This window comes from Micromonospora sp. NPDC049139, from assembly GCF_055586845.1.
In genome coordinates, this window is record NZ_JBVJHK010000005.1 from 205,099 (window position 1) to 221,220 (window position 16,122).

The following is a 16,122-nucleotide window of genomic DNA, read 5'->3' on the forward strand; positions in this document are numbered from 1 at the left end:
GGCCTCAGTCCAACCACCAGCGCTGCATGTCGGTACCGATCGGCGCGAAACGGATCGCGGCCACGATCACCGCAGTCACGGTCAGGGCGAGCAGCACCCGCCACGTGCGCCGGGAGATGGACGGCCGAGAGCCGGTCAGCAGCGCCACGGAGTAGACCGCCAGCAGCGGTCCGGCCGCCAGGCCGCAGAGGTAGAGCAGCGACACGGCGCCGTAGAGCCAGGTGAACGGGTTCGCCCCGCTCAGTCCGAACGGCACCAGATCCTTCGGGTCGTACGCCCCAGTGTGCATCTCGTCGGGGCCGACCCCGGCAGCGACCATCCGGCCCACCCAGAGCGTGAGGACGACGACGAAGGCGGCGGTGAGCGCCGACTGGGCGGCGACGACGGTACGCAGCAGCGGCGGGCGCTCGGCGGCTTCATGGACGACGCTCGACATGCCGTCAAACTAGCGAAGTCCGCCGACCGGGGCCGCCCCGATCCGCCCGGGACGGTGGGACCGACCCGGTTGCGTCGTGTCGGCCCTTCCCGTGGCGGAGTCGTCGAACATGCGGTGTCGGACATCCGCCCCGGGTGCCGCGACCCGGCCGCGACCGGTGTCGATCCTGCCCGGCGCGCCGTCAGGCGGCGTCGTTGCGGAGCACCAGGATGGCGATGTCGTCGCGGGGCGCCTCGGCCGAGAAGCCGAGCGCGGTCGAACGCAGCCGGGCGGCCACCACGTCGGCCGAGTAGCCGGCGAGCGGGGCGGCGGCGTCGCGCAGCCGGTCGCTGCCGAACAGCTCCCGGCCGCGCCGCCGCTCCGTGACCCCGTCGGTGTAGAAGACCAGCGAGTCGCCCGGTTCGAGCGGGATCTCCGCCGTCGGCGAGGTGATCGAGTCGAGCAGCCCGAGCGCCGTGCCGCCGGCGCCGACGAAGGCGGCCCCGCCACCGGAGCGCAGCAGCACCGGCCGGTCGTGGCCGGCGAGGTGCAACGACACGTCGAGCTGCGTGCCGTCGCCCGGCCCGACCGCCGCGAGGGCCAGCGTGCAGTACCGCCCGCCACCCCGCTCGACCAGCGTCTCGTTGACCCGGGCCAGGGCCTCCGGCAGCGGCTTGCCGTCGCCGACCAGCACCCGGATGACGTCGCGGACCAGACCGGTCACCGTGGCCGCCTGCACCCCCTTGCCCGAGACGTCGCCGACCACCACCAGCCAGCGCCCGTCCGGCAGCGGCACCACGTCGTAGAAGTCGCCGCCGACGTCGGCGTCGTCGCCGGTGGGGACGTACTCGGCGGCGAAGCCGATGCCCTCGACCACGGGCAGCACCGGCGGCAGCAGCGACTGCTGGAGGGTCTGCGCGACCCGGCGGCGCTCGGCGTGGATCCGGGCGTTCTCGATCGCCAGCGCCGCCCGCCGCGCCACGTCCTCCAGCACGGCGACCTCGTCCGGGTCGTGCCGGTGCCGCTGGTGCCGGCCGACGGCCAGGGTGCCGAGGCGCTGCCCCCGGGCGATCAACGGCACCGCGAAACCCTCCATCGGCGCGCCGAGCGGCATCTGCGTGCCGTTGCGGGACGCCTCCCGCAGCCGGGCCTGGACCGACTCCGGGCCGGTCTCCTGGAGCACCTTGTGCAGGTGGGGCAGCACCGACTCGTCGGCATGGCTGGCCGCCGCGAGGCGCAGCCGGCCCCACTCGTCGGTGGTGTGCACCGCGCACCACTGCCCGAGCCGGGGCACCACGAGCTGCGGGATGAGCGCCATCGTCAGCTCGACGTCCAGGGACTGCGCGAGCAGCTCGCTGGCCTCCGCGAGGAAGGTCAGCCAGGCCTGGCGGCGGACGTCCGCCCGGCGCAGCCGGTCGTTCTCTAGGTGCAGCGAGAGCCGCTCGGCCATCAGCACCGCCAGCGGCCGGGCGTACGCCGACGGCGCCGCGTCCAGCTCCAGCTCCCCGCTGTACGGCCGGTGCACCGCCAGCGGCACCCGGAGCAGCTCGTTGCCGGGCCGGGGCTGGCGGCCGTACCGGGCCAGTACCTGTGCGCCCTGTCCGTCCCCCCGGTCCAGCCGCACCACCCCGCCGGCCGCGCCGACCATCTCGGCGACCCGGGTGAGCAGGCCGGTCGCGAAGTCGGGCAGCGGGTCCTCGGCGTACGGGTCGGGGGTGGTCTGCATCAACTCGCTCATCGCCCCCGCGCTCGGCGCGGAGCTCTCCGCCGTCGCGGCGGCGCCACCCCCGGCGGCCGCGGCGCTCGGCGCCGTCCCCCGCCCGGCGTGGGTCTCCCAGTCGCCGCCCGGGTCGGGCCGGTCCAGCCGGAACCAGACGCCCTTGCCGGTCGGCAGATAGGTGGTGCCCCAGCGGCTGGCGAAGTGGTCGACCAGCAGCAGGCCCCGGCCGCGCTCGGAGACCTCGTCGATGTCCGTGGTGTCGTTGCGGACCCCGACGGTCAGCTCGTCCACCGGGCCGGCCGCGAAGTCGGAGACGGTGACGGTGAGCCCGTCCGGGTCGGCGACGACCTCGATGTCCAGTTCGGTGCGGGCGTGCTCCACCGCGTTGGTGGAGAGTTCCGTGGTCAGCAGCAGCGCCTCGTTGACCAGCTCGTCCAGGTGTGCCTCGGTGAGCACCGACCGCACCAGCGCCCGCGCCGCCGCGGGCGTACGCCGGTCGGCGGGGAGCCGGACGCGCCGGACGTGCTCGTCTCGGCCCCTGGTCTCCGCGGGCCCCGTCTCCGCTGACACCCCCGTATCCTCCACCGCCGTCCGCTCGGCTGCCAAGCCGGTGCCGGACGAGCGGAGCGGAGGGCGCCGGGCCGGCGGCGGAACGGGACGGTTGCCGCGGGTGGCGACCGGCCGCGCGGACGGGGCGGGAACGGATGGGCGGGGATGGTCGTCGCGCGCGGCGATCGGCCGCGCGGACGGGGCGGAACGGGACGGGCGGGACGGTTGCCGCGCGTGGCGAGCGGTCGCGCAGACGTGGCGCGGGCGACGTCGCGGGCACAATGATGGGATGGCCTGCGTCGCAGGAGTCGGTGGCCCCGAGCTGAGCGAGGAATGATGACCACGGCGAAACAGTCGGCGACCGCGGATCCGTCCGCGCCCGACCACGAGGCGCTCCTCGTCGAACTGACCGAGGCGCTGCGGCGGGTCGGCCGCGGCGACCTCAAGGTCCGGCTGCCCCGACGGGCGGGCCGGGCCGGCGAGGTCGCGGACGCCTTCAACGAGGTCGTCTCGCTCCAGGAGCGGCAGTACCTCGACCTGCGGCGGATCAGCCGGATCGTCGGCCGGGACGGCCGGCTCACCGAGCGCCTGGACGACGAGGGGCTGGACGGCTCCTGGGCGGAGGGCCAGCGGGCCGTCAACTCGTTGATCGACGACCTCGGCCGGCCCACCACCGAGATCGCCCGGGTCATCGTGGCGGTCGCCGAGGGCGACCTGTCCCAGCACATGGCGCTGGAGATCGACGGCCGGCCGCTGCGCGGGGAGTACCTGCGCATCGGGCGCACCGTGAACACGATGGTCGATCAGCTCTCGTCGTTCGCGGACGAGGTGACCCGGGTGGCCCGCGAGGTGGGCACTGAGGGCAAGCTGGGCGGCCAGGCCGACGTGCGCGGCGTCGCCGGCACCTGGAAGGACCTCACCGACTCGGTGAACACCATGGCGTCGAACCTGACCGGCCAGGTGCGGTCGATCTCCCAGGTGGCGACGGCGGTGGCCAAGGGCGACCTGTCGCAGAAGATCACGGTCGGGGCGCGCGGCGAGGTCGCCGAGCTGGCCGACACGATGAACTACCTGACCGACACCCTGCGGCTCTTCGCCGAGCAGGTGACGCGGGTGGCTCGCGAGGTGGGCACCGAGGGCAAGCTGGGCGGCCAGGCCGACGTGCCGAACGTGGCGGGCACCTGGAAGGACCTCACCGACAGCGTCAACTCGATGGCGTCGAACCTGACGTCGCAGGTGCGCAACATCGCCCAGGTCTCCACGGCGGTGGCGCGGGGCGACCTGTCGCAGAAGATCACCGTCGCGGCGCAGGGCGAGATCCTGGAGCTCAAGGACACCGTCAACACGATGGTGGACCAGCTCTCGTCGTTCGCCGACGAGGTGACCCGCGTCGCCCGCGAGGTGGGCATCGAGGGCAAGCTGGGCGGCCAGGCCCAGGTGCGCGGCGTCTCCGGCACCTGGCGCGACCTGACGGAGAACGTCAACCAGCTCGCGGGCAACCTGACCAGCCAGGTCCGCAACATCTCCCAGGTCTCCACCGCCGTCGCCAAGGGCGACCTGTCGCAGAAGATCACGGTCGACGCGCAGGGCGAGATCCTGGAGCTGAAGAACACCGTCAACACGATGGTGGACCAGCTCTCGTCGTTCGCCGACGAGGTGACCCGGGTGGCCCGCGAGGTGGGTACGGAGGGCAAGCTGGGCGGTCAGGCCCAGGTGAAGGGCGTCTCCGGCACGTGGCGGGACCTGACGGACAACGTGAACTCGATGGCGTCGAACCTGACGTCGCAGGTGCGCAACATCGCCTCGGTGACCACGGCGGTGGCGAAGGGCGACCTGTCCCAGAAGATCACCGTGGACGCCCGCGGCGAGATCCTGGCGCTGAAGTCGACGGTCAACACGATGGTGGACCAGCTCTCGTCGTTCGCCGACGAGGTGACCCGGGTGGCCCGCGAGGTGGGTACGGAGGGCAAGCTGGGCGGCCAGGCCCAGGTGCGTGGCGTCGCCGGCACCTGGCGCGACCTGACGGACAACGTGAACTCGATGGCGTCCAACCTGACCGCCCAGGTGCGCAACATCGCCCAGGTCTCCACCGCCGTCGCGAAGGGCGACCTGTCGCAGAAGATCACGGTCGACGCGCAGGGCGAGATCCTGGAGCTGAAGTCGACCGTGAACACGATGGTGGACCAGCTCTCGTCGTTCGCCGACGAGGTGACCCGGGTGGCCCGCGAGGTGGGTACGGAGGGCAAGCTGGGCGGTCAGGCCCAGGTGAAGGGCGTCTCCGGCACGTGGCGGGACCTGACGGACAACGTGAACTCGATGGCGTCGAACCTGACGTCGCAGGTGCGCAACATCGCCTCGGTGACCACGGCCGTCGCCAACGGCGACCTGTCGCAGAAGATCACGGTCGACGCGCAGGGCGAGATCCTGGAGCTGAAGAACACCGTCAACACGATGGTGGACCAGCTCTCGTCGTTCGCCGACGAGGTGACCCGCGTCGCCCGCGAGGTGGGCATCGAGGGCAAGCTGGGCGGCCAGGCGCAGGTGAAGGGCGTCTCCGGCACCTGGCGGGACCTCACCGAGAACGTCAACCAGCTCGCCTCGACCCTCACCACCCAGCTGCGCGCCATCGCGCAGGTCTCCACCTCGGTGACCCGGGGCGACCTGACCCAGCGGATCGCGGTCAAGGCGCAGGGCGAGGTCGCCGAGCTGAAGGACAACATCAACCAGATGATCGTCACCCTCCGGGAGACGACCAAGAAGAACGCCGAGCAGGGCTGGCTCGACTCGAACCTGGCCCGCATCGGCGGACTGCTCCAGGGCCAGCGCGACCTCGGCGAGGTCTGCCGCATGATCATGATGGAGGTGACCCCGCTGGTCGACGCGCAGCTCGGCGCGTTCTTCCTGGCGGACACCTCCGAGGGCGTGATGCGGCTGCGGCTGACCGCCTCGTACGGCTACGTCGCCCGGGGGCACGACGTCACCTTCGGGCCCGGCGAGGGGCTGGTCGGCCAGACCGCCCTCTCCCGCCGGACGATCCGGATGGGCGGGACGCCGGACGGCAGGCTGATGCTCCGCTCCGGGCTCGCCGAGACCCCGCCGGCCGACCTGGTCGTGCTGCCCGTGCTCTTCGAGGGCGAGCTGCTCGGGGTGATCGAGTTCGCCAGCGTGACGCCCTTCTCCGAGCTGCACCTGTCCTTCCTGGAGCGGCTGGTGCTCACCACCGGCATCGCCGTCAACACCATCCAGGCCAACCGGCGTACGGAGGAACTGCTCGCGCAGTCCCAGCGGCTCGCCCACGAGTTGCAGGAGCAGTCGGCCGAGCTCCAGCGCACCAACGCCGAGCTGGAGGACAAGGCGCAGCTGCTCTCCGAGCAGAAGGGCAACATCGAGACCAAGAACCGCGAGATCGAGCTGGCCCGGCTCGGCCTGGAGGAGAAGGCCCAGCAGCTCACCCGGGCGTCGGCGTACAAGTCGGAGTTCCTGGCCAACATGAGCCACGAGCTGCGTACGCCGCTGAACTCCCTGCTGCTGCTGGCCCGGCTGCTGGTCGAGAACTCGGAACAGAACCTCACCCCGAAGCAGATCGAGTTCGCCCGGACCATCCACGGCGCCGGCTCCGACCTGCTGTCGCTGATCGACGACATCCTGGACCTGTCCAAGATCGAGGCGGGGCGGATGGACGTCGAGCCCACCGAGGTGCGGTTCGACGAGATCCGCGGCTACGTGGAGCAGGCGTTCGCGCCACAGGCCGAAGAGAAGGGCCTGGACTTCCAGGTGCGGATCAGCAAGGACCTGCCGCCGGCCCTGGTCACCGACGCCCAGCGGCTGCAGCAGATCCTGCGCAACCTGCTCTCCAACGCGGTCAAGTTCACCGACAACGGCGCGGTGACGCTGCGGATCGCGCCGGCGCCCGAGAACACGGCCTTCGACGTGCCGGCGTTGACCAATGCGCAACAGGTCATCGCGTTCACGGTGGTCGACACCGGGATCGGCATCTCCGACGACAAGCTGTCGCTGATCTTCGAGGCGTTCCAGCAGGCCGACGGCACCACCAGCCGCCGCTACGGCGGCACGGGGCTGGGGCTGTCCATCAGCCGGGACCTGGCCCGGCTGCTGGGCGGCAGCATCGCCGTGTCGTCGGCGCCCGGGCAGGGCTCGACGTTCACCCTCTTCGTGCCGGACGTGCTCGCGCCGGACGCGGTGGTGGCGCCGCTGCCGCCGTCGCCGGCCCGGGCCGGGCTGCCGTCGTCGCTGCTGATGCCGCCGCCGGAGCTGCCCGAGCCGGCCTCCACGCCGGCCACCCGGCGGCTGGAGGGGGCCACCGTGCTGATCGTCGACGACGACGTCCGGAACGTCTTCGCGCTGACCAGCGCGTTGGAACTGCACGGGCTCACCGTGTTGTACTCGGACAACGGGGCGGACGGCGTCCGCCTCCTGGCCGAGCATCCGGAGGTCGACATCGTCCTGATGGACGCGATGATGCCCGACCAGGACGGTTACGAGACGACCCGGCAGATCCGGCGCAACCACCGGTTCGCCGACCTGCCGATCGTCTTCCTGACCGCCAAGGCCATGCCCGGCGACCGCGAGTCGGCGCTGGCGGCCGGGGGAACCGACTACATCACCAAGCCCGTCGACCTGGACGAGTTGATCGAACTCATGGCGTCCTGGATCAGCGGCAGCCGAACCGAGGAGAGTTCGTGACCCAGATGGCCAAAGCGCTCCTGGTGGACGACCGCCGGGAGAACCTGATGGCGCTGGAGGCGATCCTCCAGGGGCTGCCGGTCCAGTCCGTCGCCGTGGAGAGCGGCGAGGCGGCACTGAAGCAGCTGCTGGTCGACGACTTCGCGGTGATCCTGCTCGACGCCCAGATGCCGGACATGGACGGCTTCGAGACGGCGAGCCACATCAAGCGGCGCGAGCGTACGCGGCACGTGCCGATCATCTTCCTCACCGCCGCGGACCGGGACGCCCAGCTCGCGCTGCGCGGCTACGCGGTCGGCGCGGTCGACTACCTCACGAAGCCGTTCGACCCGTGGGTGTTGCGGGCCAAGGTGTCGGTATTCGTGGAGCTGTGGGTGAAGACCCGGCAGCTCGCGGCCCAGTCGGATCTGGTGCGGGAGCGCGACGCGCAGTGGCGGGTGCTCACCGACGCGGTCGACGAGGCCACCGCGATGCTGCGGACGGACGACCCGGACGCCCGCGACCGCGCCGTCGACCTTCTCGAACAGGCCCGCTGGGGCAACACCCCCTGACCCACTCCGCCCCTTCCCCCCGGGGCCCCTCCGCGTCGATCTCGCCACCCCCACACCCCCCGGCCCCGCGCCGATCTTGCACTTCCTGCCCGGGTAAAGAGCGTAAAAGCGGACAATTCAAGGGCCAAAAGTGCAAGATCGCCGGGGCCGACACCGGGGCGGGGGCGGGGCGGGCGGGGTGGGGGAGTGGGTCAGGCGGTGGTCTGGTCGTTGCGGATCATCAGGGCGCTGCGGAGGCCGGTGATGTCCAGGACGCGGAGCAGGAAGTCGCCGACGTTCGTCAGCATCAGGAGGCTCTGCGCGTGGCTGGCCTTCCGGCTGAGCACGACGAGGGTGCCCAGGCCCTGCGAGTCGCAGAAGGTGACGCCGCCGAGATCGAGCACGATCCGCGGCGGCGGATCGGCGAGCACCTCGTTGACGACGGTCGACAGCTGGGTGGCCGTGAGCATGTCGATCTCACCGGCCAGGCGCAGCACAGCTTCGTCGCCCGTCCGGTGTAGCGTGATGGACAGTTCGGCACGATCCACCGGGTCAGCCTAGCGCGATCCCGGCGACCCGGCCTGTCGAGCCGGGGTGCCGCACCCATCGAGCGGGAGCACCGCCGACCCGCAGCCCTGGAAGGGCCCGGCGAGACCGCTCGGGCGGTCGGGGCGGGTGAGCCTGGTAACCCCGGTGCGGGGTGCCTGCCGATTCGCCGCCCGGCGCTGACACAATGGCGGCATCGTGACCGATATGTTTCCCGCCGGATCCGGCCGTTACCCGGCCGACGCGCCGGCCTCCGAGGCCCTGTTCGACCGCGCCAAGGCCATCGTGCCCGGCGGGGTGAACTCCCCCGTGCGCGCCTTCCGTGCCGTCGGCGGCACCCCGCGCTTCATGGTCCGGGGGGAGGGGCCCTGGCTCTACGACGCCGACGACCGGCGCTACGTCGACCTGGTCTCCTCCTGGGGCCCGCTGATCCTCGGCCACGCGCACCCCGAGGTGGTGGACGCGATCCGGGCCGCCGCCGCCCGGGGCACCAGCTTCGGCACGCCCACCCCGGGCGAGGTCGAGCTGGCCGCCGAGATCGTCGACCGCACCCCGGTCGAGCAGGTCCGGCTGGTCAACTCCGGCACCGAGGCCACCATGTCGGCGATCCGGCTGGCCCGGGGCTTCACCGGCCGCCCCCGGATCGTCAAGTTCGCCGGCTGCTACCACGGGCACTCCGACGCGCTGCTGGCCGCCGCCGGTTCGGGCGTGGCCACCCTCGGCCTGCCCGACTCGCCCGGCGTGACCGGAGCGGCGGCGGGCGACACGATCGTGCTGCCGTACAACGACGTCGCCGCCGTGGAGCAGGCGTTCGCCGCCGAGGGCCAGCACATCGCCGCGATCATCACCGAGGCCGCCGCCGGCAACATGGGCGTGGTCGCCCCGCGCGACGGGTTCAACCAGCAGCTCGCCCGGATCGCGCACGCGCACGGCGCGCTGCTCATCGTCGACGAGGTGATGACCGGGTTCCGGGTCTCCCGCGCCGGGTGGCACGGCCTCGACGCCTCCGACGCCGACCTGTGGACGTACGGCAAGGTCATGGGGGGTGGGCTGCCGGCCGCGGCGTTCGGCGGGCGCGCGGAGATCATGGAGCGACTGGCCCCCGCCGGGCCCGTCTACCAGGCCGGCACGCTCTCCGGTAACCCCCTCGCCTGCGCCGCCGGCCTGGCCACCCTGCGGCTGGCCGACGACGCGCTCTACCGCCGGCTCGACGAGACGGCCGCCGTCGTGAGCAAGCTCGCCGCCGACGCGCTCGCCGCCGCCGGGGTCCCGCACCGGCTGTCGTACGCGGGCAGCATGTTCTCGATCTTCTTCACCGATGCCGACGTGGTCGACTACGACAGCGCCCGCACCCAGCAGGTGCCGGCCTTCAAGGCGTTCTTCCACGCGATGCTCGCCGGCGGCGTCTACCTGCCGCCGAGCGCGTTCGAGGCGTGGTTCGTGTCGGCGGCGCTGGACGACGCCGCTCTGGAGCAGATCGCCGCCGCCCTGCCGGCGGCGGCCAATGCGGCGGCAGCGGCGGGTCACGGGGGGTAGCGGTGAGCGCGAGGAGTGAGCCGGGTCTGCGAGCCCCGCAGTCGCGAACGAAGGGCGTTGCGGTGAGCGCGAGGAGTGAGCCGGGTCTGCGAGCCCCGCAGTCGCGAACGAAGGGGGCGCAGCGGTGAGCAAGACGGTGGTCCACGTGCTGCGGCACGGCGAGGTGCACAACCCGGAGGGCATCCTCTACGGCCGGCTGCCCGGCTTCCGGCTCTCCGAGCTCGGCGTGCAGATGGCCAAGGCCGCCGCGCAGGGGCTCGCCGAGCGGGAGGTCGTGCACGTGGTGGCCAGCCCGCTGGAACGCGCCCAGCAGACGGCCGAGCCGATCGCCGGGCAGTTCGGGCTGCCGGTCGGCGTGGACGAGCGGCTCATCGAGAGCGCCAACTGGTTCGAGGGCAAGAAGGTCTCGCCCGGCGACGGCTCGTTCCGCGACCCGCGCAACTGGTGGGTGCTGCGGGACCCGGTCACCCCGTCCTGGGGCGAGGCCTACCGCGCGATCGCGGAGCGGATGTTCGCCGCCCTGCACGCCGCCCGGGTGGCCGCCGAGGGGCGCGAGGCCGTGCTCGTCTCGCACCAGCTCCCCATCTGGACGCTGCGCCGCCACGTCGAGCGCAAGCGGCTCTGGCACGACCCGCGTCGGCGTCAGTGCGGGCTGGCCAGCCTCACCTCCTTCCACTTTGACGGCGCCAAGGTGGTCGGCATCGGTTACTCCGAGCCGGCCGCGCACCTGATCGCGATGTCGGCGACCGCCCGGACGGCCAAGGGGGCCTGATGAACGCCCGGAGGTGGACCGCGGGTCTGCTCGCCGCCGTCACGACGGTGGCGTTGGCCGGCTGCTCCTCGCAGAGTCGGGAGGACGCCTGCGGCACCAACTCCGAGGGCGTCATCGAGTGCGCGCCCGACGAGCGTTCCGCGGCCCCGAAGATCTCCGGCGAGCTGCTCACCGGCGGCAGCCACGACGTGGCGAAGGACCGCGGCCAGGTCGTCGTGGTCAACTTCTGGGGCTCGTGGTGCAACCCGTGCCGGGCCGAGGCGGACGACCTGGAGAACACCTACCAGGCCACCAAGGGCTCCGGGGTCACCTTCCTGGGCGTCAACATCCAGGACAGCCGGGACAAGGCCATCGCCTTCGAGGAGCGGTTCGGGGTGACCTACCCGAGCCTGTTCGATCCGCCCAGCCGGGTCGCGCTCGCCCTGGACATCCCGCCGAACACCATCCCGGCCACCATCGTGCTCGACCGGGACGGCCGGATCGCCGCCGTCATCCGCGCGGCGGTGAGGCAGGAGGGCCTCCAGCCCATCGTCGAGCGGATCGCGGCCGAGCAGTCCGCCCCCAACGGTTCCCGCTGATGGGCGAGACGTTCCGGGAACTCGCCCAGTCCGGTCCGCTGCTGCTCGCCATCGGCGCGGCCGCGCTCGCCGGCCTGGTCAGCTTCCTCTCCCCGTGCGTGCTCCCGCTGGTGCCGGGCTACCTGTCGTACGTCACCGGCCTCGCCGGGGCGGACCTGGAGGGCCGGCGCCCTCGGGTAAGGAAGGGCACCCCGTTAACGGATTCGGTAGAGGAAGGGGCCCTTCCTAACACCGGGGGCGGGGTGGCGGTGCGGGAGCGCACCGCGCCGGCCGCCGCCGCCGTGAAGGGCCGGGTGCTGGCCGGCACGCTGCTGTTCATCGCCGGCTTCACCGTCGTCTTCACCGCCACCGCGATCCTCTTCGCCGGCGTCGGCCGGGTCTTCTTCGAGTACGAGCGCACGCTGGAGATCGTCATCGGCGCGCTGATCGTCGTGCTCGGCCTGGGCTACGTCGGGGTGGTCCCCGGGCTGCAGCGGGAGTTCCGGATCCACCGGCTGCCCGCCGCCGGGCTGCTCGGCGCCCCGGTGTTCGGCGCGGTCTTCGCGCTCAGTTGGGTGCCCTGCGTCGGCCCGACGCTGGGGGCGGTGCTCGGCATGGCCGCCGTCGAGGGGCAGACCGACCGCGCCGTGGTGTTGGCCGTGGCGTACTGCCTGGGGCTGGGGATACCCTTCGTCGTCTTCGGGTTGGGCTTCCAGCGCCTGCTCGGGGTCTTCCGCGCCGTTCGGCGCCACAGCCGTTGGATCACCCGGGTCGGCGGCGCCCTGCTGATCCTGATCGGCCTCGCGCTGGTCACCGGCGGGTGGACGAATTTCGTGATCTGGTTGCAGACCACCGTCGGGGTGGGCGAGGTGAGCATCTGATGACTGTCGTGGACGAGCGGCCGGCGACGCCGGCCGAGGCGCCCCGGCGTCGCCCCAACCGGCTGCTGGCCCTGCTGCGCAACTCGTGGCGGCAGCTCACCAGCATGCGTACGGCGCTGGTGCTGCTGTTCCTGCTCGCGATCGCCGCCATCCCCGGCTCGGTGCTGCCGCAGCGCGGGGTCAACCCGGAAGACGTGCGGGACTACTTCACCGAGCACCCCGACATGGCCCGGGTGCTGGACCGGATCGGCGCCTTCGAGGCGTTCGGCTCGGTCTGGTTCTCCGCGATCTACCTCCTGCTGTTCACCTCGCTGATCGGCTGCATCACCCCCCGCCTGCGTGACCACGTCCGGGCGCTGCGGTCGAAGCCGCCGGCCGCCCCGAAGCGGCTGGACCGGCTGCCGCAGCACGCGGTGCTGCCCGCCCCCGAGGGCGGCACGGCGGCGATCGCCGAGGCGCTGCGCCGACGGCGCTGGCGCGTGGTGGTCCGCGGCGACGAGGTCTCCGCCGAGAAGGGCTACCTCAAGGAGACCGGCAACCTGCTCTTCCACACCTCGATGGTGGTCGTGCTGGTCGGGGTCGCGCTCGGCTCCTGGTACGGCTGGAGCGGCAACAAGCTGCTGGTCGCCGGCAAGGACAACGCGTTCTGCAACACCCGCCAGCAGTACGCCGAGAGCAAGCTCGGCCCCCGCGTCGGCAGCGAGGACCTGGCCGACTTCTGCATCCAGCTCGACGACTTCGAGGCCCGGTTCCTGGAGACCGGCCAGCCGGAGTTCTTCAACGCCAAGGTGACCGTCGACGAGGACGGCGGCGAGCAGCGGCAGGCGGAGTTCTCGGTCAACTCCCCGCTGCGCCTCGACGGCGCGAACGTCTACCTGCTCGGCCACGGCTACGCCCCGGTGATTCGCTACACCGACCGGTTCGGCCGCAGCCAGACCAGCGCCGTGCCGTTCCTGACCACCGGCGACATCGGGCTGACCAGCGAGGGGTTGGCGGCCTTCCCGGACGCCAACGTCGACCCGGCCACCGGCAGCCGGGACCCGGACCTCCAGATGGCCTTCTCCGGTCTCTACCTGCCGACCGCGCCGGCTTCGGCGCCGTTCGCGCGCTCCGAGTACCCGACCGAGCGCAACCCGGCGCTGAACCTCGTCGCCTACCGGGGCAACCTGGGGCTGGACGCGGGCATCCCCGGCTCGATCTACGAGCTGGACCAGCGGCAGGTGCGGGCCGGCAAGGTGAAGGAGGTCGGCACGAAGCTGCTCCGCAAGGGCGAGACCTGGACGCTGGACGACGGCACCAAGGTCGAGTTCCTGGACAGCCTGCCGTACATCACCCTGTCGGTCCGGTACGACCCGGGCTCCACGCTGCTGCTGGTCAGCTCCGGGGTGCTGCTGGTCGGGCTGATGGGCTCGCTATTCGGCCGGCGCCGCCGGGTCTTCTTCCGGGTGTTGCCGACAGACCCCGCGGGTGGATCTCCGACGGGCGGTAGTAGGTTGGTCGAGGCCGGTGGCCTGCCGCGCACCGACCATCCAGGGTTCGCCGACGAGTTCGCGCAGCTCGTCGCCGCGGTCAGCGGCGACGGGGGGCCGGGTGGTCGCGCCGGCGACGGGCGGGCCGGATCGCGAGAAGGAGCCGAGTGATGTCCGCACTCTCCGACCAGCTGGTGTCGTTCGCGATCCTGGCGTACCTGGTCGCGATGATCAGCCACGCCGTCGAGTACGCGCTCGGCAACGCCCGCGCCCGCGTCGCGGCGCCCACCCGCGAGCTGGTCGGGGCCGCCGTCGGCGCGGCCGGCGGCAGCGTCCCGCCCGAGCCGGTGGCGAGCGGCCCGACCGCCGCCGAGCGCACCGCGCACCGGGCCCGGCTGGCCGGCCGGATCGCGGTGGGCCTCACCGCGCTAGGCGTGCTGCTGCACCTCGGGGCACTGGTCGCCCGCGGTGTCGCCGCCGACCGGATGCCCTGGGGCAACATGTACGAGTTCGTGCTCACGGTCACGTGGATCGGCGCCGCCGCCTGGCTGGTGGTGCTCTGGAAGCTGCCGGTGCTGCGTCGCCTGGGGCTGTTCCTGTCGCTGGTGATGGTGCTGCTGTTGGCGACCGCCGAGCTGGTGCTCTACGTGCCGATCGTGCCGCTCGTGCCGGCGCTCAACTCGTACTGGTTCCTCATCCACGTCTCGACGGTCATCTTCGCCTCCGGCATCCTCCTGCTCGGCGCGGTTCCCGCGGTGGCGTTCCTGATGCGCTCCGGCTACGAGCAGGGCAGGCGGAGCTTCCCGTACACCCTGGCGAAGCGGGTGCCGGCGGCAGCCGCCCTGGAGCGGCTGACCTTCGTGCTGCACGCCTTCGCCTTTCCGATCTTCACCTTCGCGGTGATCGCCGGGGCGATCTGGGCCGAGGCGGCCTGGGGCCGGCCGTGGGGCTGGGACCCGAAGGAGACCTGGTCGTTCATCTCCTGGGTGATCTACGCCGGCTACCTGCATGCCCGGGCCACCCCGAGCGTGAAGCGGAACGTGGCCACCTGGCTGGCCGTGGTCGGCTTCCTCACCATGCTGATGAACCTGTTCGGGGTGAACATCTTCTTCGAGGGCCTGCACTCGTACGGCGGCCTCGACTGAGTCCTCCACCGCTCGATCCGGCCCGGCTCCACTCCGGCGACTGACGGTCGCTCGACGAGGGGGCCGGCGGGTCTACGCCGGGCCAACGCCGGTGGCCCTTCTCGCCGGTGACCGGTCGGGTCAGCCGCCGAACCAGCCGGGCACGTCGAGGCGGAACAGGTTGGCCGGGGCGACCGCCCGCAGGTCGTCTTCCATCGCGGCGACCCGTTCCGGGCCGAGGGTGTCGGCCCACCGCTGCCGGAGCTGTTCGAAGACCACCGCCGAGCGGCGCAGTCCGTCGAGACCGTGCGGGGTCATCCGGACCAGTTTGCGCCGGGCGTCGCGGGGGTCGTCGGCCCGTTCGAGGTAGCCGAGGGCGACCAGGCGGTCCACCGTCTTGCCGGCCGCCTGCTTGGAGATTCCCAACCGTTGGCCCAGCTCGGTCGCGGTGGTGCCGTCGGCGCCGACCGCCTGGAGCACGAAGCCGTGCAGCGGCCGCAGCTCCGGGTGCCCCTGCCGGGCCAGCTCCGCGTGCAGGTCGTCGATGAGCGTACGGAAGCCGGCGAGCAGCAGCAGGGGCAGCAGGAAGCCGGGTCGATCGGGGTCAGTTGCCATGTTCGACAACCACGTTTACCATTTGGACAACCACATTGACGATCGTACGTCACCGCCGGTGCCGTCCGCCCTGCCGCGCCCGGCGCCGCCTGTTGCTCCCGACGAAAGGTCACCCCGTGCCCGTCTTCACGCCCCACACCCCCGAGACCGCCCCCGCCGCCGCGCGCCCGACCATCGAGGCGGTACGCCACAAGCTCGGCCACCTGCCCGCCGCGGTCGGCCTCATGGCCGAGTCCCCGGAGCTGCTCAAGGGCTTCCTCACCGTCAACGGCATCTTCGAGGGCTGCGCGCTCGACCCGGTCGAGCGGGAGGTGGTCGTGCTGACCGTCGCCACCCGCAACGAGTGCCACCTCTGCGTGGCCATGCACACCGCCACGCTGACCCGGCACGGCGCCGCGCCCGGGCTGATCGAGGCGCTGCGCGCCGGCACGCCGCTGCCCGACGACCGGCTGGAGGCGCTGCGGCGCTTCACCCTCGCGGTGCTCGACCACCGGGGCGCGGTGCCCGAGGAGGGGACCCGCGCCTTCCTGGCGGCCGGCTACCAGCCCCGGCACGCCCTGGACGTGGTGCTCGGCGTGGGGACGTACACCATCTCCACCTTCGCCAACCGGCTCACCGGCGCGCCGCTCGACCCACCCGTGGCCGCGTACGCCTGGCAGCCCGCCGGGTGACGGCAGGACCGACCACCGGTCAGCCCACGCATG

13 protein-coding genes are annotated in these 16,122 nt (G+C 72.5%); 9 read left to right on the plus strand and 4 right to left on the minus strand.

Translation table 11 applies throughout. The annotated features are described in order from the left end of the window. Positions 1–4: 4 nt before the first annotated feature. Together ACZ6Q9_RS12200 and ACZ6Q9_RS12205 are read right to left on the minus strand one after the other, a co-directional pair. Entirely contained in the window at positions 5–436 is a 432-nt protein-coding gene (locus ACZ6Q9_RS12200) for a hypothetical protein (protein ID WP_393257377.1), read from the minus strand. A 181-nt stretch (positions 437–617) separates the two neighbouring features. Then, the gene (locus ACZ6Q9_RS12205; protein ID WP_393257379.1) at positions 618–2,705 is read right to left on the minus strand and encodes a SpoIIE family protein phosphatase; all 2,088 of its coding nucleotides are present in this window, start codon (positions 2,703–2,705) and stop codon (positions 618–620) included. 315 nt (positions 2,706–3,020) lie between these two features. On the opposite strand from ACZ6Q9_RS12205, the gene ACZ6Q9_RS12210 reads away from it, so the two are divergent. Further along, positions 3,021–7,388, plus strand: a complete 4,368-nt coding sequence (locus ACZ6Q9_RS12210; protein ID WP_393257381.1) for a HAMP domain-containing protein — start codon at positions 3,021–3,023, stop codon at positions 7,386–7,388. Continuing rightward, the gene (locus ACZ6Q9_RS12215; RefSeq protein ID WP_357449459.1) at positions 7,385–7,939 is read left to right on the plus strand and encodes a response regulator; all 555 of its coding nucleotides are present in this window, start codon (positions 7,385–7,387) and stop codon (positions 7,937–7,939) included. The genes ACZ6Q9_RS12210 and ACZ6Q9_RS12215 overlap by 4 nt, the downstream gene beginning before the upstream one ends. A 191-nt stretch (positions 7,940–8,130) precedes the next feature. On the opposite strand, the gene ACZ6Q9_RS12220 is transcribed toward ACZ6Q9_RS12215, so the two are convergent. Beyond that, a complete protein-coding gene (locus ACZ6Q9_RS12220) occupies positions 8,131–8,466 on the minus strand; it encodes an STAS domain-containing protein (RefSeq protein ID WP_393257384.1) in 336 nt (111 codons plus the stop codon). Between the two features lie 196 nt (positions 8,467–8,662). On the opposite strand from ACZ6Q9_RS12220, the gene hemL reads away from it, so the two are divergent. The 6 genes from hemL (at position 8,663) to ccsB (ending at position 14,824) form a co-directional block, all read left to right on the plus strand. After that, complete coding sequence (gene hemL / locus ACZ6Q9_RS12225) at positions 8,663–10,000, plus strand: glutamate-1-semialdehyde 2,1-aminomutase (RefSeq protein ID WP_393257386.1); 1,338 nt, start codon at positions 8,663–8,665, stop codon at positions 9,998–10,000. A 124-nt stretch (positions 10,001–10,124) separates the two neighbouring features. Next, positions 10,125–10,772, plus strand: coding sequence for a histidine phosphatase family protein (locus ACZ6Q9_RS12230; protein WP_393257388.1), 648 nt, complete (start codon positions 10,125–10,127; stop codon positions 10,770–10,772). After that, positions 10,772–11,350: a TlpA family protein disulfide reductase gene (locus ACZ6Q9_RS12235; protein WP_396828610.1), complete on the plus strand. Its 579-nt coding sequence runs from the start codon at positions 10,772–10,774 to the stop codon at positions 11,348–11,350. Before ACZ6Q9_RS12230 ends, ACZ6Q9_RS12235 begins: the two co-directional genes overlap by 1 nt. Then, positions 11,350–12,210 carry a cytochrome c biogenesis CcdA family protein gene (locus ACZ6Q9_RS12240; RefSeq protein WP_396828608.1) on the plus strand — a complete coding sequence of 287 codons (861 nt, stop codon included), beginning with the start codon at positions 11,350–11,352 and terminating at the stop codon, positions 12,208–12,210. The genes ACZ6Q9_RS12235 and ACZ6Q9_RS12240 overlap by 1 nt, the downstream gene beginning before the upstream one ends. Further along, the gene (gene resB, locus ACZ6Q9_RS12245) at positions 12,210–13,850 is read left to right on the plus strand and encodes a cytochrome c biogenesis protein ResB (RefSeq protein WP_393257394.1); all 1,641 of its coding nucleotides are present in this window, start codon (positions 12,210–12,212) and stop codon (positions 13,848–13,850) included. The genes ACZ6Q9_RS12240 and resB overlap by 1 nt, the downstream gene beginning before the upstream one ends. After that, complete coding sequence (gene ccsB, locus ACZ6Q9_RS12250) at positions 13,850–14,824, plus strand: c-type cytochrome biogenesis protein CcsB (protein WP_396828605.1); 975 nt, start codon at positions 13,850–13,852, stop codon at positions 14,822–14,824. Before resB ends, ccsB begins: the two co-directional genes overlap by 1 nt. A 120-nt stretch (positions 14,825–14,944) precedes the next feature. Here the strand turns inward: ccsB and ACZ6Q9_RS12255 are convergent, their stop codons facing one another. Next, positions 14,945–15,418: a MarR family winged helix-turn-helix transcriptional regulator gene (locus tag ACZ6Q9_RS12255; protein ID WP_393453559.1), complete on the minus strand. Its 474-nt coding sequence runs from the start codon at positions 15,416–15,418 to the stop codon at positions 14,945–14,947. 116 nt (positions 15,419–15,534) lie between these two features. On the opposite strand from ACZ6Q9_RS12255, the gene ACZ6Q9_RS12260 reads away from it, so the two are divergent. Further along, a complete protein-coding gene (locus tag ACZ6Q9_RS12260; RefSeq protein ID WP_357699170.1) occupies positions 15,535–16,089 on the plus strand; it encodes a carboxymuconolactone decarboxylase family protein in 555 nt (184 codons plus the stop codon). Positions 16,090–16,122: the final 33 nt, after the last annotated feature.

What these genes read in the sequence shown, in the direction of transcription:
- ACZ6Q9_RS12200 (WP_393257377.1), bottom strand. Translation starts at nt 436, where the DNA reads ATGTCGAGCGTCGTCCATGAAGCCGCCGAGCGCCCGCCGCTGCTGCGT.
- ACZ6Q9_RS12210 (WP_393257381.1), top strand. Translation starts at nt 3,021, where the DNA reads ATGACCACGGCGAAACAGTCGGCGACCGCGGATCCGTCCGCGCCCGAC.
- ACZ6Q9_RS12235 (WP_396828610.1), top strand. Translation starts at nt 10,772, where the DNA reads ATGAACGCCCGGAGGTGGACCGCGGGTCTGCTCGCCGCCGTCACGACG.
- ACZ6Q9_RS12240 (WP_396828608.1), top strand. Translation starts at nt 11,350, where the DNA reads ATGGGCGAGACGTTCCGGGAACTCGCCCAGTCCGGTCCGCTGCTGCTC.
- resB (WP_393257394.1), top strand. Translation starts at nt 12,210, where the DNA reads ATGACTGTCGTGGACGAGCGGCCGGCGACGCCGGCCGAGGCGCCCCGG.
- ccsB (WP_396828605.1), top strand. Translation starts at nt 13,850, where the DNA reads ATGTCCGCACTCTCCGACCAGCTGGTGTCGTTCGCGATCCTGGCGTAC.
- ACZ6Q9_RS12255 (WP_393453559.1), bottom strand. Translation starts at nt 15,418, where the DNA reads ATGGCAACTGACCCCGATCGACCCGGCTTCCTGCTGCCCCTGCTGCTG.